Origin of the sequence: Microbacterium sp. 2FI (assembly GCF_005502885.1) — a bacterium.
GTDB lineage: Bacteria > Actinomycetota > Actinomycetes > Actinomycetales > Microbacteriaceae > Microbacterium.
The window spans coordinates 16,939-34,306 of the sequence record NZ_SCMR01000013.1 but is presented as its reverse complement, the minus strand read 5'-3'; the positions used below and the strand labels follow the sequence as shown (position 1 = coordinate 34,306).

Annotated in this window: 23 protein-coding genes and 1 riboswitch; of the genes, 15 read left to right on the top strand and 8 right to left on the bottom strand. The window is 65.7% G+C overall.

Annotated elements, in window-relative coordinates:
• Positions 1-65: 65 nt before the first annotated feature.
• The 4 genes from trmB to FFS15_RS11615 all read left to right on the top strand — a co-directional run bounded on the left by trmB (position 66) and on the right by FFS15_RS11615 (position 2,980).
• Positions 66-743 (top strand): tRNA (guanosine(46)-N7)-methyltransferase TrmB, encoded by a 678-nt coding sequence (gene trmB / locus FFS15_RS11630; protein WP_212743154.1) that lies wholly within the window; start codon positions 66-68, stop codon positions 741-743.
• Positions 743-1,642 (top strand): CPBP family intramembrane glutamic endopeptidase, encoded by a 900-nt coding sequence (locus FFS15_RS11625; protein ID WP_137845195.1) that lies wholly within the window; start codon positions 743-745, stop codon positions 1,640-1,642. Before trmB ends, FFS15_RS11625 begins: the two co-directional genes overlap by 1 nt.
• Positions 1,643-1,703: 61 nt before the next feature.
• A riboswitch (guanidine-III (ykkC-III) riboswitch) is annotated at positions 1,704-1,768 on the top strand.
• A gap of 9 nt (positions 1,769-1,777) precedes the next feature.
• Positions 1,778-2,098 carry a multidrug efflux SMR transporter gene (locus tag FFS15_RS11620; protein WP_137845194.1) on the top strand — a complete coding sequence of 107 codons (321 nt, stop codon included), beginning with the start codon at positions 1,778-1,780 and terminating at the stop codon, positions 2,096-2,098.
• Positions 2,099-2,146: 48 nt separating this feature from the next.
• Positions 2,147-2,980 carry a mechanosensitive ion channel domain-containing protein gene (locus FFS15_RS11615; RefSeq protein ID WP_137845193.1) on the top strand — a complete coding sequence of 278 codons (834 nt, stop codon included), beginning with the start codon at positions 2,147-2,149 and terminating at the stop codon, positions 2,978-2,980.
• 22 nt (positions 2,981-3,002) lie between these two features.
• On the opposite strand, the gene FFS15_RS11610 is transcribed toward FFS15_RS11615, so the two are convergent.
• Positions 3,003-3,302 (bottom strand): hypothetical protein, encoded by a 300-nt coding sequence (locus FFS15_RS11610; protein ID WP_137845192.1) that lies wholly within the window; start codon positions 3,300-3,302, stop codon positions 3,003-3,005.
• An 83-nt stretch (positions 3,303-3,385) separates the two neighbouring features.
• Here FFS15_RS11610 and FFS15_RS11605 point away from each other — a divergent pair, with 83 nt between their 5' ends.
• The gene (locus FFS15_RS11605; protein WP_137845191.1) at positions 3,386-3,760 is read left to right on the top strand and encodes a DUF5655 domain-containing protein; all 375 of its coding nucleotides are present in this window, start codon (positions 3,386-3,388) and stop codon (positions 3,758-3,760) included.
• 50 nt (positions 3,761-3,810) lie between these two features.
• Here FFS15_RS11605 and FFS15_RS11600 read toward each other — a convergent pair whose 3' ends face one another.
• The gene (locus FFS15_RS11600; protein WP_137845190.1) at positions 3,811-4,023 is read right to left on the bottom strand and encodes a hypothetical protein; all 213 of its coding nucleotides are present in this window, start codon (positions 4,021-4,023) and stop codon (positions 3,811-3,813) included.
• Positions 4,024-4,143: 120 nt separating this feature from the next.
• Between FFS15_RS11600 and FFS15_RS11595 the strand changes: the two genes are divergently transcribed.
• Positions 4,144-4,896, top strand: a complete 753-nt coding sequence (locus FFS15_RS11595; RefSeq protein ID WP_212743150.1) for a nucleotidyltransferase domain-containing protein — start codon at positions 4,144-4,146, stop codon at positions 4,894-4,896.
• Between the two features lie 29 nt (positions 4,897-4,925).
• Here the strand turns inward: FFS15_RS11595 and FFS15_RS11590 are convergent, their stop codons facing one another.
• Positions 4,926-5,282, bottom strand: coding sequence for a PASTA domain-containing protein (locus FFS15_RS11590; RefSeq protein WP_137845189.1), 357 nt, complete (start codon positions 5,280-5,282; stop codon positions 4,926-4,928).
• A gap of 235 nt (positions 5,283-5,517) precedes the next feature.
• Here FFS15_RS11590 and FFS15_RS11585 point away from each other — a divergent pair, with 235 nt between their 5' ends.
• A complete protein-coding gene (locus tag FFS15_RS11585; RefSeq protein WP_137845188.1) occupies positions 5,518-6,582 on the top strand; it encodes a hypothetical protein in 1,065 nt (354 codons plus the stop codon).
• The gene (locus tag FFS15_RS11580) at positions 6,579-6,989 is read left to right on the top strand and encodes a GntR family transcriptional regulator (protein ID WP_249353994.1); all 411 of its coding nucleotides are present in this window, start codon (positions 6,579-6,581) and stop codon (positions 6,987-6,989) included. Before FFS15_RS11585 ends, FFS15_RS11580 begins: the two co-directional genes overlap by 4 nt.
• Before the next feature lie 227 nt (positions 6,990-7,216).
• On the opposite strand, the gene FFS15_RS11575 is transcribed toward FFS15_RS11580, so the two are convergent.
• Positions 7,217-8,110, bottom strand: a complete 894-nt coding sequence (locus FFS15_RS11575; protein ID WP_137845187.1) for a hypothetical protein — start codon at positions 8,108-8,110, stop codon at positions 7,217-7,219.
• Here FFS15_RS11575 and FFS15_RS11570 point away from each other — a divergent pair.
• The 5 genes from FFS15_RS11570 to FFS15_RS11550 all read left to right on the top strand — a co-directional run bounded on the left by FFS15_RS11570 (position 8,109) and on the right by FFS15_RS11550 (position 11,360).
• Positions 8,109-8,693 carry a hypothetical protein gene (locus FFS15_RS11570; RefSeq protein ID WP_137845186.1) on the top strand — a complete coding sequence of 195 codons (585 nt, stop codon included), beginning with the start codon at positions 8,109-8,111 and terminating at the stop codon, positions 8,691-8,693. The two genes, FFS15_RS11575 and FFS15_RS11570, sit on opposite strands and share 2 nt — an antisense overlap.
• A 146-nt stretch (positions 8,694-8,839) precedes the next feature.
• Complete coding sequence (locus tag FFS15_RS11565; protein ID WP_137845185.1) at positions 8,840-10,057, top strand: hypothetical protein; 1,218 nt, start codon at positions 8,840-8,842, stop codon at positions 10,055-10,057.
• Between the two features lie 48 nt (positions 10,058-10,105).
• Positions 10,106-10,714, top strand: a complete 609-nt coding sequence (locus FFS15_RS11560; protein ID WP_137845253.1) for a recombinase family protein — start codon at positions 10,106-10,108, stop codon at positions 10,712-10,714.
• An 80-nt stretch (positions 10,715-10,794) separates the two neighbouring features.
• The gene (locus FFS15_RS11555; RefSeq protein WP_137845184.1) at positions 10,795-11,046 is read left to right on the top strand and encodes a ribbon-helix-helix domain-containing protein; all 252 of its coding nucleotides are present in this window, start codon (positions 10,795-10,797) and stop codon (positions 11,044-11,046) included.
• Entirely contained in the window at positions 11,043-11,360 is a 318-nt protein-coding gene (locus tag FFS15_RS11550) for a type II toxin-antitoxin system RelE/ParE family toxin (RefSeq protein WP_171013174.1), read from the top strand. Before FFS15_RS11555 ends, FFS15_RS11550 begins: the two co-directional genes overlap by 4 nt.
• A gap of 75 nt (positions 11,361-11,435) precedes the next feature.
• Here FFS15_RS11550 and FFS15_RS11545 read toward each other — a convergent pair whose 3' ends face one another.
• Entirely contained in the window at positions 11,436-12,638 is a 1,203-nt protein-coding gene (locus tag FFS15_RS11545; protein WP_283205751.1) for an NAD(P)/FAD-dependent oxidoreductase, read from the bottom strand.
• A 62-nt stretch (positions 12,639-12,700) separates the two neighbouring features.
• Here FFS15_RS11545 and FFS15_RS11540 point away from each other — a divergent pair, with 62 nt between their 5' ends.
• Positions 12,701-13,153 carry a MarR family transcriptional regulator gene (locus FFS15_RS11540; RefSeq protein ID WP_137845182.1) on the top strand — a complete coding sequence of 151 codons (453 nt, stop codon included), beginning with the start codon at positions 12,701-12,703 and terminating at the stop codon, positions 13,151-13,153.
• Between the two features lie 80 nt (positions 13,154-13,233).
• Positions 13,234-13,497, top strand: coding sequence for a hypothetical protein (locus tag FFS15_RS11535; RefSeq protein WP_137845181.1), 264 nt, complete (start codon positions 13,234-13,236; stop codon positions 13,495-13,497).
• 134 nt (positions 13,498-13,631) lie between these two features.
• Here FFS15_RS11535 and FFS15_RS11530 read toward each other — a convergent pair whose 3' ends face one another.
• The 3 genes from FFS15_RS11530 to FFS15_RS11520 form a co-directional block, all read right to left on the bottom strand.
• Positions 13,632-15,074: an MFS transporter gene (locus FFS15_RS11530; protein WP_137845180.1), complete on the bottom strand. Its 1,443-nt coding sequence runs from the start codon at positions 15,072-15,074 to the stop codon at positions 13,632-13,634.
• Positions 15,075-15,497: 423 nt separating this feature from the next.
• Positions 15,498-16,337: a hypothetical protein gene (locus tag FFS15_RS11525; protein ID WP_137845179.1), complete on the bottom strand. Its 840-nt coding sequence runs from the start codon at positions 16,335-16,337 to the stop codon at positions 15,498-15,500.
• A gap of 387 nt (positions 16,338-16,724) precedes the next feature.
• Positions 16,725-17,285, bottom strand: a complete 561-nt coding sequence (locus FFS15_RS11520; protein WP_137845178.1) for a hypothetical protein — start codon at positions 17,283-17,285, stop codon at positions 16,725-16,727.
• Between the last annotated feature and the right edge of the window lie 83 nt (positions 17,286-17,368).

The window sequence follows — 17,368 nt, the reverse complement described above, 5'->3', positions numbered from 1 at the left end:
AGTCGACAGACGAGCCCCCGCGCTACCGCGACCGCCCCGTCTCGTTCGTCCGTCGCAGCGGCCGCATGACCGACGCTCAGGACGGCGCGTGGAGCGACCTGGCGCCCCGCTACGTGATCGACGCGCCGCGCGATGCCGCTTCGACCAGCATCCGTCCGGGGTCCGAGATCGACCCGATCGCGGTGTGGGGGCGCTCCGCCCCGCTCATCGCCGAAATCGGCTCGGGTCAAGGGCACGCGATCGTGCACGCCGCGACGAGTGCGCCCGACACGGATTTCCTCGCGATCGAGGTTTTCAAGGCCGGGCTCGCGCGCACGATGCTCGACGCCGACCGCGCGGGTGCGGTGAATCTGCGGCTCGTCGAGGCCAACGCGCCCGAAGTGCTCGAGCACCTGCTGCCGGCGGCGAGCCTCACCGAGCTCTGGGTGTTCTTCCCTGATCCGTGGCACAAGAACAAGCACACCAAGCGGCGCCTGGTCACCGACGCCTTCGCGACGCTCGCGGCGCGGGCGCTCCGCGGGGGTGGGATGCTGCGCCTCGCCACCGACTGGGAGGACTACGCGCTGCAGATGCGCGAGGTGCTCGCGCGGTCGGCCGACTTCGAGCCGGCGTTCGCGGGGGAGTGGGCCGAGCGCCACGACGGCCGCGTGCTGACCGCGTTCGAGCGCAAGGGCGCCCGCGCGGGGCGCGCGATCCGCGATCTCGCCTACCGGCGCGTGGTCTCCGACCCCGAGGCGGGCTGATGCCCGCGCTGTCGTCCACGTCGGCTCCGACACTCCGTGCCTGGTCGTGGGGACTCGTCCCCGCCCTCCTCGTGTGCCTCGCAGCCCCCGCCTTCTTCGTCGCGCGCGTGCCGTGGCTCGGGTGGCTGTTCCTCGCGGCGGGGCTCGCGGTGGCGCTGGTGGTTCGTCGAGCGGATGCCGCGGCCGCCGACCCGGTCGACGCCGGCGAACCCGAGGCAGGGGCCGACGGCATCCGTCGCCCCGACCTGGTGCGCGACCTCTCGCTCATCGCGGTGGGTCTGCTCATCGTGAGCGCGATTCCGCTGAAGGCCGAGCTCGACGACATCGCCATCATGCGGTTCACGCTCGTGCTGGGGGCGGCCGTCGCGGTGCCCTATGTGATCTCGCGGTGGGTGTACCGCGATCATGCGGTGCGCTTCCCGTGGCGCGGTGGCGGCCGATGGACGGCGTTCCAATGGGGGTGGCTCGCCGCGGTCCTGGTGCTCGGCTGGTTGATCCTGCCGTTCTACTTCATCACCTCGGGCGTCTACATGAACTGGCCGGTCGTCGATACGCCCGATCTGATCCTCCGGCTGTTCCTGGGGGTCGGCGGAGTCGGCATCTGGGATGAGCTCTTCTTCATCTGCACGTGCTTCGCGCTGCTGCGGCGGCACTTCCGCTTCTGGCAGGCGAACGTGCTGCAGGCGGTCGTCTTCGTGTCGTTCCTGTGGGAGCTGGGCTACCAGGCCTGGGGTCCCGTGCTCACGATCCCGTTCGCGCTGCTGATGGGCTACATCTTCATGCGGACGCGCTCGCTCGCCTACGTCGTCACGGTCCACCTGCTCTTCGACGCGGTCGTCTTCCTCGTGCTCGTCCACGCGCACAATCCCGGGATGCTGGACGGGCTGTTCCTGGTGTGACACCGGCCGGCGTGCACAGGCGCTGCCCAGGCCCTGCCCAGAGAGCGCCGCTAGGGTCGGGTTCGGATCCACGACCGGATCCCCGGACGACGGATCAGTACCCGGTGAGCGACAAGACTGGCCAGGAGCACAGTCATGTCGTGGGTCATCCTCGTCCTCTCCGGAATCCTCGAAGCCGTGTGGGCAACCGCGCTCGGCAAGTCCGAAGGATTCACCAAGCTCTGGCCGAGCGTCATCTTCGGCGTCGCGCTCATCGCGAGCATGGGCGGCCTCGCGTGGGCGATGCGCGACATCTCGACCGGCACCGCGTATGCCGTGTGGGTGGGTATCGGCGCGTCGCTGACCGTCGTGTACGCGATGATCACGGGCGACGAGGCGTTCTCGATCGTGAAGATGCTGCTGATCCTCGGCCTCGTGGGCTGTGTCGTCGGCCTCAAGGTCGTCGGCCACGAGTGAGCGGCGAGGCGTCCGCGCGTGGGCGCGGTGCGCTCCTATCCTGACGGGGTGGACTTCAGCGCGCTCCTGACCGGCACGATCAGCGGATGGGACGTGCTGTTCGCCGCCCTCGCAGTCATCGCCGGCTGGATCGCTTCGCGCTTCGCGAAGAAGGGCGCCCAGCGCGTGCTCGTGCGCGTGCCGAACGTCACTCCGGCGATGGTGTCGGCCGGTGCCCGCATCGCGCAGTACACGGTGCTGTTCCTCGGCATCGGTCTGGCGCTGGCCTTCCTCGGCGCGAATGTGCAGCCGCTGCTGGTGGTGGCGCTCATCGTCACCGCGATCGTGCTGCTGGTGGTGCGCGGTGTCGCCGACAACTTCGCCGCGAGCGTGCTGATCCAGACTCGCAAGCCCGTCGTCGTCGGCGAGGAGATCATGGTGGAAGGCCCCGACGGCGCGCCGCTGGTGGGCACCGTGGTCGAGCTCAACTCGCGCGCGGTGATCTTCGAGACCTTCGACGGCCGCACCGCTCACGTCCCCAACAGCAAGCTCCTGGCCGAGACGCTCGTGAACCACTCGCGCAAGGGCGCGCGACGGAGTGAAGTGCAGGTGCGCCTCGAGCGCGGCGAGGCGTCGGTCGACGACGTCGTGACGGCGGTGACGGATGCCGCGGCATCCGTCCATGGCGTGTTCGGAGATGCCGCCCCGCGCACCCTGCTCACGGCGGTCTCCGCCGACCGCGTGCGCGCTCGCGTGCAGTTCTGGCACGACCCGCAGTCGGGGATCTCGGTGACCTCGGACGTGGTGCAGGGGCTCACGGCGCTCCTGGCCGCCCGCGGCTGGACGGGAACGGTGACGAGCGAGGTGGCCGTGCCGCCGCTCATCGGCTCGGACTCGGTTTAGCCGGGCGCCGGGCGGCGGGTGGTCAGCGGGCGAGGGCGTCCCAGTCGACGTCCATGTGCGTCGGGTCCGAGACCGAGATGCGGGCGGGCAGGATCATCCCCACGCGGGGCCAGTGCTTGCGGGTCGTGACGACCTCGGTCGATACCGTCACCGGGGGAATTTCGGCTGCTTCGACCACGACATCGAGGTTGCACGCCTGGTAGCGCGCCCGCCCGGTCGGCTCGCTCGCCGAGACGACGCGCACGTGTCCGCGCACGGCGTCGGCGAGCGGATCGCCCGTCAGGCGTTCCAGCTGATCGGCGAAGTCGTCGAGTTCTCCCACCCGGCCGAGCCTAACGGGGCGGCGAGCGGTGCGCGTACGTGGCGCCGCGATCGGGCACTTCACTGAACGGGTCGAGTGCGACGATGGTCGGCATGGACGCGCAATCCCTGTTCCCGGGCCCGCTGGAAACCGTGTACTGCGCTCTCCGAGAACACGTACTGGCGCTCGACGACGGCGTGATCGAGGAGTTCAAGAAGACTCAAGTGAGTTTTGGTCTGGCTCGAAAGTTCGTCTGGCTCACGCCCCTCACCAAGACCAATGCTCTGCTGGTGATCGATCTGTGGCATCAGCACGAGGACCCGATGGTTCGCACCGTCATCCGCTATCGGCCTGACAAGTTCACCCACCAGATCGAAGTGCGCACGGCTGACGAGATCGACGAGGTGTCGAGGTTGGGGTGGCTTGAAGAAGCCGCTGCGTGGGGCCGAAACGACCGACCGAACGACGCGGGTTCGTAGGCGGACCGGTGCGCGAGCGCCTTCCGGGCCGATCATCGCTTTGCTGGGAGCTATGGCCGGTGAATGCCCGATCGTTCGTTGCCGCGCTTGTAGTTGCCGGTGATCCGTGCCATCAACTCCTGCGGGTCATCCCCACGGTTGACGTCATCGAGGAACTTGGCCGCCGCCGACTTTCGCAGCGTCGCTGCCGGGCGACCGTGATGGCGTATCGCTATACGTTCGCCCTGCACGGTGAACTCGAATCCACTCGGAGCACCCGTCATAGCTCCGAGCATGCCCTACTCACGTGCGACGTGCACGACCACACTCATCAAGGCACGGACGCTCTTTCGCCTCGTTGATGCCCAATTGACACCGCGGCTCTCGGGCGGTGGGGTTGTGATGTGTTCACACCCGACAGCCGTTCGCATCTGCGAGACTCACTGATCGCGCTCGCTCGTGTCGACATCGACGTGGCTGGTGCCGCGCTGGTCGGCTCGGCTGCTCGGGGGGCAGAGGATGCCTGGTCTGACATCGACCTCGTCCTTCAGCTCGTTCCCGACGCCGATGAGGCAGCAGTCGCCGATCGATTCACGCGATGGATGGATACCGAAGCTGGCACTGCAGACACTCTGGACGTTGTCGCTGGGGGCGTCCGCTACCGCGTCTTTCTGTTGAGCACATCACTCCAAGTCGACATCTCCTTCTGGCCCCACCATGAGTTCCGCGCGACCACAGACGAAGGGTTCCAACTCATCTTCGGTTCCACCAATCCGGCCACCCTGCCGCCCGCCCCGAAGATAAGCGAAGCGGTCGGGATGGGCTGGCTCTGCGCCCTGCACGCGCGATCCGCCCTCGCAAGAGGCAAGCTCTGGCAGGCCGTGACAATGCTCGACGACCTGCGGAATCAGATACTCACCCTCGCATGCGCGCGACACGATCTGAACGCATGGCACGGACGCGAGATCGATCGGCTGCCGGCGGACGAGCTCGCGGCGCTTGCGCACGCCCGACCTGCACAGGTCACCAAAGAAGCGATCGAAGTAGCGCTGCGAATCTCCATCGAACTTTTCCTGGACGAGATCGCGCACCACGATCCAGCGCGAGCCGCACGCCTGCTCGAACCCCTCCGTTCATTGACATCGAACGAACGGTGACCGACCGGCCCTCGCGCGATGCGCCGGGGTCAGTGGCTCTGATCGTCAGAGTCGGTGAGATCGATGAATGTGTCGTGCTGCGGATGGGCGTGGGCGTTGTCGGCAGGTGGGACTTCCTGAGGACGTGCGACCGCGTTGGAGTCCGCCTCGCCATAGGGGACGATCTCCACCGCGACAGAATCCCAGCGGTACAACGTGGTTCCTGCCGCTGGGATCTGCGAGGTGATGTAGTAGAGCCCCGGCCATGCCAGTGCGCCGATCGGCGGGCCATCCGGATCGGGGTTGGCGAGCGTCACGCCCGAGTCGTTGGCCAGGTCGCGGCCGACATGGAATGGAAGCCCGACGACGTCGGGCACGGTCACTTGATCCGCGAACCGCTCCGTCATGTGTCCGACGCTACGCCCCGATCAGCACCGACCGATACGCCCAATCGGGGACCGGCATGCGGCCACGTCATGATCCGAATCGACAGGTGGGCCGACCCGCTCCAAGCGTCCGCGCCACCGAGTATGTCCGCGACCTGACCGAACGGATGGCGTCGAACAGCGACGAAACATTTGTATCCTCAATCTGACACAAGTTGTGATAGACATATGACACAACTCATCGATTGGAGGCGGCATGCCGCAGAGCAGTCTGTTCTCGTTCGGCCCGCTTGAGCTTGTGGCCGCGGCGTTTTCGCTGCCCTTGTTCTCCCTGGTCATCGCGGTGCTTGTGGCAGGGGGCATGCTCGTCGTTGCCTCGCGACCGCGCCGCGAGGATCGTGGCGCGGGACAGTTCTCTGAACCGATCGCCCGATCGGTCCGAACCAGATACCGGCCCGAGCACCGCGCCCTGGCGATCGCGGGGGTCGCGGTCATCGTGTTGTTCGCGGTGGAGAACGTGGTGCGCGGCTACCTCCTCAACCTCTTCGATCTCAACCTCATCGACCAAGTTTCGTGGTGGCGGTACGCCACGCCCGTGTTCTCCGCGCTCCTCGGCATCAGCGTGGTTCTCGGCCTGATCGTGACGCGAGGGACCACACCGCCCGAGTCGCCCGTCGTGCCCGCGGCACGACGGACGTGGCTGAGTTTCAGCCCGCGCCGGAGCATCATCGGCGCGAGCATCACGCTGCTCGTCCTGTTGGCGACCACGATCGCCGCCGGGCTGGCCTCGTCACCTGACGGTCAGGGGCGGTACGTCTGGCTCGTGATCCCGGTGCCCAACGAGGCAGCGATCGACCCGATCCGGGTTGGGTTCTACGGATGGGCGTACGGGGTGCCGGTCTTGATCTGTCTGGCCGTCCTGACCACAGTGACCTGGGCGGCACTCCACACCAACGCGGCACGTCCCTACATCCGACCGGAGACCGTCACCGCCGAACGCGACGCACGCCGCGAGGTGGCGATCGGTACCGTGCGGATCGCGACCGCCGGAATGCTGCTCGCGCTGGCCGGCGCGTCGCGGCTCATCGCCAGCGCCGGATCCGTCTCACGCCTGACGGTCAACGGCCAAAACGGCGGCGACCCCTACGAGGTCGCCTGGCGATACGCGGAACTCGCCGCGGCCGCCGGCTGGGTCGCACCAGCCCTCGAGATCACCGCGTTCGTTCTGCTCCTGCTCGTCGCCACCCGCCTGCGCCGTAGGCGAACCACGAAGCCGTCCGAAAAGGCCGAACTGAAGACAGGCGTGGAGGCTGTGCTGTGACGACGCACCCGATCCTGTCCGCGACTGACGAGGGCAGTCCCACCATGGACATCTACCGGCAGTTCCGCGGCCTGATCGTGTCCGGTCAGCTCGGCGCGAACGAGCGTCTTCCCACGGTGCGGCAAACCGCCAGCGACCTGGGCGTGGCTCCCGGCACCGCAGCGAAGGCCTACAAGATGCTCGAGCAAGACGGTCTCGTCGTCAGCCGAACCGCCGCCGGCACCCGCGTCGCCGAGTCCGCAGCGGTACTACCGAGATCGGTCATCCGCCGGATCCGGGAATTAGTCGACGAAGCCACCGCAGCGGGCGCCGACCCCGTCGACGTGATCAACGTCCTCCGGGTCGTCTGGCGAACCGACCCCGGCACAATCAGCCAGCCCAAAGACGACGGACCGGTCGCCAGCTAAGTCGCGAGCGCTGGTTCCGCCTGGCACTTCATCACACACACCCTGACGAACGGAGCGCAACCGTGGACGTAACTCAGAATCTCATTCACCCGGCCGCGATCTCCTTGCCGCCGACCTTGCAGATCCACATTCCGGTGCAGGTACCGATGCCCCACGCATGACGCCTGTGCGGCTCGAAGTGTGTCGCTGAGGGACCGCCATACGGACGGAGATGAATGGTCGCTAGTTCACCCAGAGGTGATCTGGAGTAGATCTGCCGTGGCACCCAATGTTCCGGCTGTCACCTTTGCCCCAAAAGCGACATATGGAACAACCTTGCGCGAGGCGCGAAGGATCCTCTTGGCGACGCCCTCGGTCACCGGATCCTTCGCCAAGGTTTCAGCCAGCATTGTCATCACACCGAGGAGTTCATGGACTCGGCGGAGAAGGTCAACCGGACCGATCGCGTCTGCTTCTTGGAACACAGTCCTGCAGGAGTTGATCAGTTCGAAGATGTAGCGGCGCTCGACCTCGTTGAGGTTGACGTCCGGCGACTTGAGCGCAGCCACGATCTCGTCGAGAGCGTCGATGCTCGACTGGGTGCTCTCAGTGGATAGCTGGACTCCGATACCCGTTGAATCGATCCTGTCGGCGAGAGCGTTGAGCATGTCAATCAGGGACTGGTCAAAGGCGGTTTCGCCGTTCTGAGGCGGGTTGGCGGACCATTGACGATCCGGCATGAAAAGAGCGAAGGCCCACTTCGGTATCCAGCGCTCGTAGTATTCCGTCGGCTCGCCAGCAAGCTTGAGGGTGGCAACAAACCGTTGCACGTCTGCGAGAAGCGCAACCGCGTGAACTTGGGTGCGCCAACCGTCAGGGTTCTGATTGGTCGTCTTGCGCACTTTGTGGACGTTGTTGGTGGCCGGGAGCCGCTGCCAACTCGACATTAGTCCCGCAAGTTCTCGGGCCGGATTCGACATGGTCTCGACACTATCGATACAGAACGACGTTCCTCGTGCCACCTGCGGATCGATGGCAAGCCGGGCGCTCATAGAATCTGCCACAGCCCATCCCCATGCCGACGCGGACCATCGTTGGATGCGGCCGAGGTCAAAAGCGGCGTCTGCCATGATGAGCCGCATGGACCAGGTCTGGATGGAGTGCGGCCAACACGGGCTGCAGGTGGTCGATCTGAGCGGCGCCATCGGCTTGGCAGCTGGGACTGTAAACTTCGGCCCGACCGCTACTACCGCCTGTCCCGTGTGCGGTCAGAGAGGCTCCATAGTTCAGGGCTCTTACATCAAGGACTCGCCCGCAGCACCGGTGCGTGCCGTGCTCCATCTGACGGCGATCCAGGCGCAGGCGATCCGAGGCATCCTTCTCCCGGCAGCCCAAGCACTGGCCGACGATCGATACTCGGATGCGCGTGCCGACGCCCTTCTGCAGAAGAAGATTCTGGAGCTCGAGGCGACCAACGCCGACCTTGCACGAGAGCTCGATGCGCTGCGGACGAAGTTGAAGCGATCGAAATTGACCAGCGTCATCGCGGGGGTGGCCGCAGCGGTCGGCTTCGTGGCCGACGTGGGAGGAGCGGGCGAGACGATCCGCGGCATCGTCGAGTGGACAACCGCACAGTTCGAAGCTGGTGGCGTGCCGGACTTCTCGAACCTGCCTCCCGCCCTATACCCCGACGGGCGCAAGCCTGACTTCGGCGCTGGACGATAGAGGATCCGGGTCGGACGTTCGAGCTGGAGTTCATGTGAGAGTTGGTAGCACCTTCGGCTACCTTGAGTGCCATGCACCAATCCCTTGCATCCGCGCCAAACCTGACTGCCTTGATGCGTCGCGCGGCCGGCTAAGGCGCGTTCTTTATGGAGGCTGTGCCCCATCGGCTTGAGGAACCGCAGGCTGTGGCGGTCCCGGGGTTGAAGGCCTACTTCTCCACTACCGCTGACCTCGAGACTGCTGAGCAGGTGGCCTTCTACCTTGAGTTCAGAGGACAGGTTCTCGCGGGAACGGCACCCGACCTCCAAGGCAATTTGTCGTACGGTTTCGTTCTCCTCCACGAACTCGTCGCATCTCGACGTCTCGAGCCCCGTGCGTTCGAAGATGCGCTGAGGCTATTCATCGAGCAGTATCCGAGCACTTCACTCGCATCGCACGCGCATACATGGCTCGCGGATCTCCGCTTTCTGGATGGCGACTTCCAAGCCGGCTTCGATGATCTCGCGAGGCACGGCATGAGTCTCGACCTTTACATCACGCTTGCTCAGAGGCTCGTCGACACTCGACTCACGACGGCGACTGTGGATGGGTGGTTGGGGGATCAGAACGGCTTGTCGGCACTCGGACGTCGAAGGCGAGGCGAAGTGCGGGCGCATCTGCAAGACCTACTCGACGCATCCCACGACGAGCTCGGCCAAAGCTTGGTCACGGACCTGTGGCGACGTCTTCGAGCGGAGCGCCAGGTGGGCGACCCAACTCCGCCTCTCGAGGACGAGTTCGGCGGCTTCATGACGGACGACGAAATTTGGTACTACGTGACCGAGGGCGAGTACGCATTGGAACGAACACCGGTTGACGCTAAGGAACGAAGGGCGTTTGAAGGGATGCGCCACTTGAGCGAGTCCATCGAGTGGCCAGCGTCCTGGCAATCTACGGATTGGTTTCATCCGATCGCGCACGCAAGGCTGAGGTTTGCCTACCGCCAGGCGGAGAATCTCCTTCGCACGCGGAGCGGCCTGCCTCTAGTCGGCGAGGGTTGGGTTTCCGAGGTCGGTCTGTTGAACGAAATTCGGGCTGCCTTCCCCAACGAACGCATCGAACATCAGGCGCGGCCCGAGTGGTTGAAGCCGCAATCGCTGGATATCTACTTCACGGAGCGATCAGTTGCCCTCGAGTACCAGGGCATCCAGCATTCACAGCCGGTCGAGCGCTTCGGTGGAGTCGTGGCTTTCGAGCGTCAGCTGGAAAGGGACGCGAGAAAGCGCGCAGCATGCGACGCGAACGATTGCACCCTCGTTGAAGTGCATCCTGGTTACGACCGCGCGGAGGTCATTGAACTGGTCAGGCGTGCGATCGCGCGCTAGAGGATCCGACTCGTGCGCGTGGGCGCCTCCGGTGGCATGCTCTGCGGCATGAATGGATTACAGATTGGCTATGCCAGAGTCTCCACCGCCGATCAGGACCTCACTTCGCAGCGGGATGCGTTGCTGAGACTGGGGGTTCTCGATTCGAACATCTACGTCGATCATGGGCTGACCGGCACGAACCGGGCCAGGCCCGGACTGCGCGAGGCACTCGCCGCCGTCCGCGAAGGCGACACCCTCGTCGTAACCAAACTCGACCGGCTTGCCCGATCGGTGCAGGACGCGCGGGACATCGCCGACGAACTGACGACGAAGGGCGTCGCGCTCAGTTTCGGAGGCAGCAGATACGACCCCACCGACCCGGTGGGACGGCTGCTGTTCAATGTGCTCGCCATGGTCGCCGAGTTCGAACGCGACTTGATCAGCATGCGCACGAAGGAAGGGATGGCGGTCGCCCGCGCGAAGGGTCACCTGAAGGGCAAGCAACCGAAGCTGTCGATTACGCAGCGCAAGCTCCTGTTCGACGTACAGGACCGGGGCGAGTACACCCAGACCGAGATCGCCGAGTTGTTCAACGTCTCCCGCGCGACCGTCTACCGCGAATTGCAGCGGCGCCGCGCAGCCTTCTTCGCCACTTGCGAAGCACACATCTTCTAGCGACCTCGTGGCTCCGCCCATCCCTAGCGGGACCAATCCTGAGCCTTGGCAATTCTTGCCAAGGCTCGTATTCTGGGGGCATGGTCACGATGAACGTCTCGCTCCCCGATGCACTGAAGCAGTTCGTGGATGAGCAGGTGTCGGAGCGCGGATTCGGCACGACCAGTGAGTATGTCCGTGACCTGATCCGATATGACCGGGATCGATCCCGCCTCCGAGAGCGCATCCTGGCATCAGCGGATGCGGAGTTCTCTCAGCCGATGGACGCGGCATACTTCGCAGGGCTGCGACGCTCGATCGAAGCCGCCGCCGAGGACGCAGCTCCCGCGTGATCGGCAAGCCGGTGCGCACGCGCACCACCGCGGAAGCCGACCTGCAGCCCGCGATCGCTTACTACCTGGAGGAAGGCGCGTTTGACGCGGCGCTAGGCCTGGTCGATGAGTTCGAGCGAGCACTGGCGGTGATCGGCGCCCATACCGGCATCGGATCGCCTCGCCTGGAGGTGGAGCTCGGCATCCCCGGCGTTCGATCCTTCGCCCTGCGCACCTATCCGCACGTCATCGTGTACTTCGACGCTGACGAGTTCGTCGACATCCGACACGTGCTTCACTCCAGCCGCGACATCCCCGCGCGCCTGGCCGACTGACAGCAGGCACGCCACGGCCCCTCAACCGTGCCCTGCCGGCAGCCCGACGGGCTTGCGCGCCTCTGGAGGCCGGAGCTACTGGGTTGCTCGCGCGGTGCCGAGGCGAGCGCGGTAGTCGTGAACCCATGCCTGGCTCTTGTCGGTGACGAAGTGCCGGAAGACGAGGCGCAGCATCCGGTCCTGGAAGATCCGCGCGACCGGACCGGCCGTCTTGGAGCTGCTCGATCGAGCGCCGTCCGCGACGATCTTCTCCACTCGGCGACGGCGCCGGTTGTCGAAGGCGGCGAAGGCGGCCGCGGGCGAATCCTCGACTTGCTCGCTCAGGCACGCGGCAAGCACCACCGCATCCTCGAGCGCCATCGATGCTCCCTGTCCCGAACTCGGGGAGGGGGCGTGGATGGCGTCGCCGATGAGGGTGAGGCGTCCTCGGCTCCAGGTCGGTAAGCGCGGGAGGTCGAAGGTGCTGTCGCCGACAAGTTCCAGAGTCCCCGCAGCGATGAGCTCGGCGAACGGCCCTGCGTCGGCTGCGGCGAGGTCTTCGAGATGTTGCTGCCACGCGGCATCCGTCGTGGTTGCTCGCTCGGTCCGATCGATGACGGGACGCGGCTCGTTGACGAACCAGACGACGTCGCCCGCGGGTGTGGGCAGCGCCCCGAAGAATGCATGCCGGCCGAACACGAATGTCCAGGCCTCGGCCGGCAGTTGCGCCGCGATGCCGGTGCTGCGGGTGATGCCGCCGAAGTTCGCGAGACCCAGGTAGCGGGCGGCGGGAGCATGAGGATCGACCGCGCGGCGGACGAGGGAGTGGATGCCGTCGGCCCCGACGACGACGTCGGCCTCCAGCCGCGCACCCGTTTCGAGGGTTACCGCAGCGGCCCGGTCGGTCGTCTCGACGGCGGCGACCCGGGCTTCGTGCCGAACGTCGACCCCTCGCCGGCGAGCCTCGGCAGCGAGAGCTTCGGCGAGTTCTGGCCGCCGGAACGACAGGGCCGGCGTGCCGTCCGGCAGAGGCCGACCCAAGCCGATGGAGCCGAGCGGGACTCCGGTCGCTCCGATCATGACATTTCGGCGGGTCGGCACACCGATGCTGCGCACTGCCTCCAACGCACCGATCTCTTGCAGCGCGGCGACCCCATTCGGGGCGACGGTGAGCCACGATCCGCGACCGACGCCGGCCGTGCGGGATTCCAGGACGATCGCTTCGATCCCGACGGCTTGCAGAGCCATCCCAGCGGCCGATCCGGCGATTCCGCCCCCCACCACCACTGCGCGCACCATATGCTTCCCTTCAGGACTTACTACGATTGTCGAATAGTTCGATATCCGAAAGGATTCCACACGTGTCCCGATCCCGTCAAGCCGCCATCCAGGACGCCGGCGTCGCGCTGCAGCGGTATCAGCGGAGCGTGCAAGCTTTCGACGACGCTGTCGGACGGATGCTGAAGGTCGGCCCGGCCGATATGCGGTGCCTCGATTGGTTGAGTGAAGGCCCCCGCACGGCCGGGGAGCTCGCTGTCGCGGTCGGCTTGCGACCGGCGGCGACCACCACCCTTATTGATCGACTGGCCGAGCGAGGGTTCGTCCGAAGGGTCCCGTCGCCTGACGACCGCCGGCGAGTGCTCGTGGAGCTCACGGACGACGGACGACAGCGCATCTGGGCCGCGTATGGACCACTCGTCGAGGACGGGCAGAACGTGTTCGACGGTGTAGGGATCGAGCAGCTCGACGCAATGCGCGAGCTGCTCGACGCAATGACCCTTATGACCGATCGGCACCGCGCGAGAGTGCAATAAGGGATCCGGCAACGCGCGCGACCTGTCAATGTCAGCGTCAGTGGCTGTCTCTACCTTGCGGCCTGGCGTAGCGTGGCTGCATGTTCGTGATGTTCGAGGTGTCTGCCGCGGCGGCGGGCCGGGCGGAGAACCTTCTCTCAGCGGAGGTACTGGACGAAACCGACGCGCGGGTGATGACCAAGCACGAGGCCGACCAGCTTGGCTTGCCAGGCGCCGAAGTGAACCGACGAGGCGGTGACCGCTTCTACGTTCGGGTTGCGAAACAACATCAGCGCATGATCGCCTCGTTTCTGGAGACCAGCCCCGATGTTGCGGACTTCGTCGTCTACGACCTCGATTCCTGACAGCCTTTTCGGGTGCAGGGGCGAGCGGGTACCGAGTCGAACCACGCAGCCGTTCGGTGGCCCCGCACCGCGCGCTGGACGACCCTCCGCGGGCGGAGAGTTCCGAGCGGGACGGCTGCTTCTGCTTGAACTCGTTACTCGGGACGTTCGGTGCTTCCCCGTTTAGATTTGAGGATGCCGACGCCGACGAGCAACGTGGCGATAATGGTGAGGATGACGCCGGCGGTGGTAATGCCGTTTTGGAGCTGCGAGAGCTGTTCGGGGGTCGTCGAGGTCGCGATGCTGCCCGAGACGAGGGCGGCGAGGACGGTGCCGATCACGGCGATTCCGATGCCGTTGGCTACTTCGCTGGAGGTGTCGACGAGTGCTGAGCCGATGGACGTCCGGTTGGCGGGGAGTCCTTGCAGCACGTTGTTGCCTGCGACAACGCCGACGACGCGCATGCCGGCGGCGACGAGGACGAAGGCGACGAAGACCCAGGCGTAACCTGCCCAGCTGCCCAGGGCGAAGATCCCGAGCCCGACCACCACGGCTGCGGCACTCCCCCACGCGGCCCGGTTGAGGCCGACTCGTTGGACGAATGGTCCGACGAACCGGCCACTGGCGAGGAGCACGATCACCTGCGGCAGCATCGCGATCGCGGCAAGAGCGGGTGGCCACCCCCAGACGAACTGAAGCTGAAGGGTGGTCATGTACGACAGGCCTGCGACTGCCAGGCCGGAGGCTGCCTTGTAGGCGAGGCCGCTTGCGACGAGCGGCCGGGCGAGCAGACGGAGGTCGAGCATCGGCTGCGCCGCGGTCCGCTCCCGCCAGACGAAGAGCGCGGCTGCCAGGAGTGTGACGCCGACACCGGCCCAAGCCTGCCAGGATGCCGCGCCCATCTCCACGAAGAGCGTGGGTGTCACGAGTGCGGCGACCAGCGTCGCCGTGCCGAGTGCCGCTCCTGCGACGTCGATACGGTCGGGATGGAGGTCCATTCCCCGGTCCACCGGGACACCCACGCGGATGCTGACGAACGCGAGCAGTGCGATCGGCACGTTGATCAGGAGCAGAGCCTGCCAGGGCGCGACCGCCAGCACGAAGCCGCCCGCGGTGGGTCCGATCGCGAGGCCGACGAGGCCGGCGGTCGAGATCACGGTCATCGCGCGGATGCGCAGTCCCTGCTCCTCGAAGAGCCGGAAGGCGAGGGCCATCGACCCCGGAGTGGTCATGGCTGCGGCAAGCCCCATCAAGGCGCGAACGGCGATGAGTTGACCCGGGGTGGTGACGACGACGGTGGCCAGGCTGGCGAGCCCGAGCAGCACCAAGCCGACGAGCATCACGCGGCGCCGGCCGAACCTGTCGGCGAGTGCTCCGAACAGGAGCATGAGCGAGCCGAACACGACGGAGTACGCGCCGGTCACCCACTGCAGTTCGATCGTCGACGTGTGCAGTTCGCGGCCGATGGTCGGCAATGCGACGTTGAGCACCGAGTTGTCGAGCATCTCGAACAAGAAGACGGCGGACAACCCTGCCAGGGCGATCCACGCATCACGGAGCCGCGTGGGCGCGTGCGCTGTTGAGGGACTGGTAGACATGGCACTCCTTCGAGGTGAAGAAGTGGCGACTCATCCGATGCCGCGTATACGCGCCTAGCCAATCGTGCGGCCAGCGATTTTCCCTCTGCCGCCAGAGTAGAGCCGCCAACTGAAAAAACCCCCAACGTGGAAGGCGACGCTCGAGCAGGCATGACCACGGCGAGACAGCAGATTGGTCCGGCAGCGGGCCGATTGGGCCTTGCCGAAGTCGGCCGCTGTCAACGGCATCCAGGAGCTAGCGGGTTCCCGGCGCCGCGGACCGGTGCGCAAGAGACGACGTGGGATGTCCTGCCACGTTGCCCACTGAGCGGTCCGTTTGGGCTTGCCCGATGAGGGACCGGCTTTCGGGCGACCGAGCTGGCAGAGGCACGTTCGCTACCAGGCGATGCGACGACGCCGGTGAGCATCGCGTCGCGCGTACGTCTAGGCCGATGCTGCGACAGGCGGAAGGTCTTCTACGAGCAAAGCGGGGGCCGCGGACGGGAGGGTTGCGCTCGCGTCAACGGCCAAACTGACTTCGTGAGTCACCACGGTGCCGAACCAGCGCTTACCTTCGCCGATCGCATGGAGAAGTAGGCCCACGCCGTCCGCGGTCACCTTGAAAGTGAGGTAGCCCCTATCGCTGTCAAACCGATGTCCCTTCGTCCACGAAATTTCGTTCTGTAGGTAGTCACCGGGACCATGAGTCAGGTCGTTCAGCAGGCCCTCGCGCCTCAAGCCGTATGCGGCGTCCATCACACGATGCATTGCGGTCGCATCGTCGTCGATGGGCCATCCCAAAGTCGAAAACAGCGTCGGGTAGTCGACGACGACTTGCTTGCGGATCATCGTCCAGAACTGCTCACTGTCGCCGCCGCGGTGTCGGCGTTGCACGCCTGTGTAGATTGACCAGTGCAATGCGAGCTGATCCGCCGAGAGTCGCCCAACAAGAGCTGTCCAAGACACGCCCGAGTCGTTCAGTCCATCCGTCGTCCGCGCGGACGCGAGCACGCCGGATAAGTACTCGGCGACGAATTCGTCGTCGGCCCACTGTGCCTTATCGAAGACTTCGGCCGCTACGCGCGCAGGGATAGCTCCTGCCCGCTCAAGGTTCGATCGCTCGGCTGCGCGCTCTGCTACCTTCGCGATGTTGCGTTTCCGGGTGTACCAATCGACTAGTTCGTGCCCCATGACTTCAGCTGTCGGGCCAAGGAGCTTGTCGACGACTGCACCGAGGGACTTCGCTCCGTGATCCACGAGCTTTTGAGTGAGGGGGTCGGTCATGGCGCGAGCGTAACGGAACTTCTCCGCAGACCGAGCGAGCAATTCTGAGACTCGCGCGACCGATCCGCTGCGCCCGCAGATGCGTTTGGCGTGGGCCGGAGCCGTGTCGCCTATGCGCCTGCCGGAGAGAACGCCGCGCGGGCGGTGATCTAAGGACGGTCGGGCGCTCCGGACCTCTACTGTCCGAACGGTGCGACGGTGGTGAACGTCCGAGGGACCTCCGCGGTGTCTGCTTTGCGGAAGGACGATCACCAAATCCTCGGCATCTGTCCGGGTCGAATCCGTGACGACGCGCAGCTCGGACACGTGATCACCACGGATACGATTCGCGTGATGGTGACTGATCCGCAGATGGGACGACTTCATCCCGCTGAACGGTTTCGCGACTCATTCCTCGACGCGGATGCTGACGAGAACTACTCGTTCGTCGGGCAACGGCTCGTGCCGAGCGACGTCGCGCTCGGCCCCGCCCCGGGTTTGATGAATATCCACGGCAACCAACGTGCCGTTGCGGACGACCCCAGAACCCCACGCGGACGGTTCTATACCAATGTCCTCCACGATCCCTTCGTTCCAGGCATTGGTCAGCTTGGTGCGCAACTCGGCCAATTCATCCGATGCAAACCAGCGCGCACGCTCTTGTTCGGTGGAGCGGGTGGCTGGGAAGTCGATAAGCGCGATCATGAGATTGTTGTATTGCTTGCTTGTGAGTTGCGGTCTGACAATGTGACCACCCTCCGACACCTCGTACGTCGCATGCTCGGAGGCATCAGACAACTCGTGATGCAACTCCATGAGCTGCGCTTGCGTCCCACCCAACGACTCCCGCTCGCTTCCATCGAGGCTGTCGTAAGCGGCAATGACGACGGTACTGAGGACGAGGCTCTGATGCCTCGTGAGAGGGATTCTGAGTTTGCGTGCGCGCGACACCCTACCGGGGCCGCTCACCGAGCGCTATTCGACTGCCATCTCGGCTGCGGCCGAGCCCACGAGCCTGGCGCACGACCGCTATCCGGTCGCCGCGCTCGAGC

Bases quoted from the DNA above. Each gene is read 5' to 3' on its own strand.
- trmB (WP_212743154.1), top strand. From the start codon at position 66: ATGACCGACGCTCAGGACGGCGCGTGGAGCGACCTGGCGCCCCGCTAC.
- FFS15_RS11605 (WP_137845191.1), top strand. From the start codon at position 3,386: ATGGTCGGCATGGACGCGCAATCCCTGTTCCCGGGCCCGCTGGAAACC.
- FFS15_RS11590 (WP_137845189.1), bottom strand. From the start codon at position 5,282: ATGACGGAGCGGTTCGCGGATCAAGTGACCGTGCCCGACGTCGTCGGG.
- FFS15_RS11575 (WP_137845187.1), bottom strand. From the start codon at position 8,110: ATGCGGCTCATCATGGCAGACGCCGCTTTTGACCTCGGCCGCATCCAA.
- FFS15_RS11530 (WP_137845180.1), bottom strand. From the start codon at position 15,074: ATGTCTACCAGTCCCTCAACAGCGCACGCGCCCACGCGGCTCCGTGAT.
- FFS15_RS11560 (WP_137845253.1), top strand. From the start codon at position 10,106: ATGAATGGATTACAGATTGGCTATGCCAGAGTCTCCACCGCCGATCAG.
- FFS15_RS11535 (WP_137845181.1), top strand. From the start codon at position 13,234: ATGTTCGTGATGTTCGAGGTGTCTGCCGCGGCGGCGGGCCGGGCGGAG.
- FFS15_RS11585 (WP_137845188.1), top strand. From the start codon at position 5,518: ATGCCGCAGAGCAGTCTGTTCTCGTTCGGCCCGCTTGAGCTTGTGGCC.
- FFS15_RS11600 (WP_137845190.1), bottom strand. From the start codon at position 4,023: ATGACGGGTGCTCCGAGTGGATTCGAGTTCACCGTGCAGGGCGAACGT.
- FFS15_RS11525 (WP_137845179.1), bottom strand. From the start codon at position 16,337: ATGACCGACCCCCTCACTCAAAAGCTCGTGGATCACGGAGCGAAGTCC.
- FFS15_RS11570 (WP_137845186.1), top strand. From the start codon at position 8,109: ATGGACCAGGTCTGGATGGAGTGCGGCCAACACGGGCTGCAGGTGGTC.
- FFS15_RS11565 (WP_137845185.1), top strand. From the start codon at position 8,840: ATGGAGGCTGTGCCCCATCGGCTTGAGGAACCGCAGGCTGTGGCGGTC.
- FFS15_RS11555 (WP_137845184.1), top strand. From the start codon at position 10,795: ATGGTCACGATGAACGTCTCGCTCCCCGATGCACTGAAGCAGTTCGTG.
- FFS15_RS11625 (WP_137845195.1), top strand. From the start codon at position 743: ATGCCCGCGCTGTCGTCCACGTCGGCTCCGACACTCCGTGCCTGGTCG.
- FFS15_RS11620 (WP_137845194.1), top strand. From the start codon at position 1,778: ATGTCGTGGGTCATCCTCGTCCTCTCCGGAATCCTCGAAGCCGTGTGG.
- FFS15_RS11545 (WP_283205751.1), bottom strand. From the start codon at position 12,638: ATGGTGCGCGCAGTGGTGGTGGGGGGCGGAATCGCCGGATCGGCCGCT.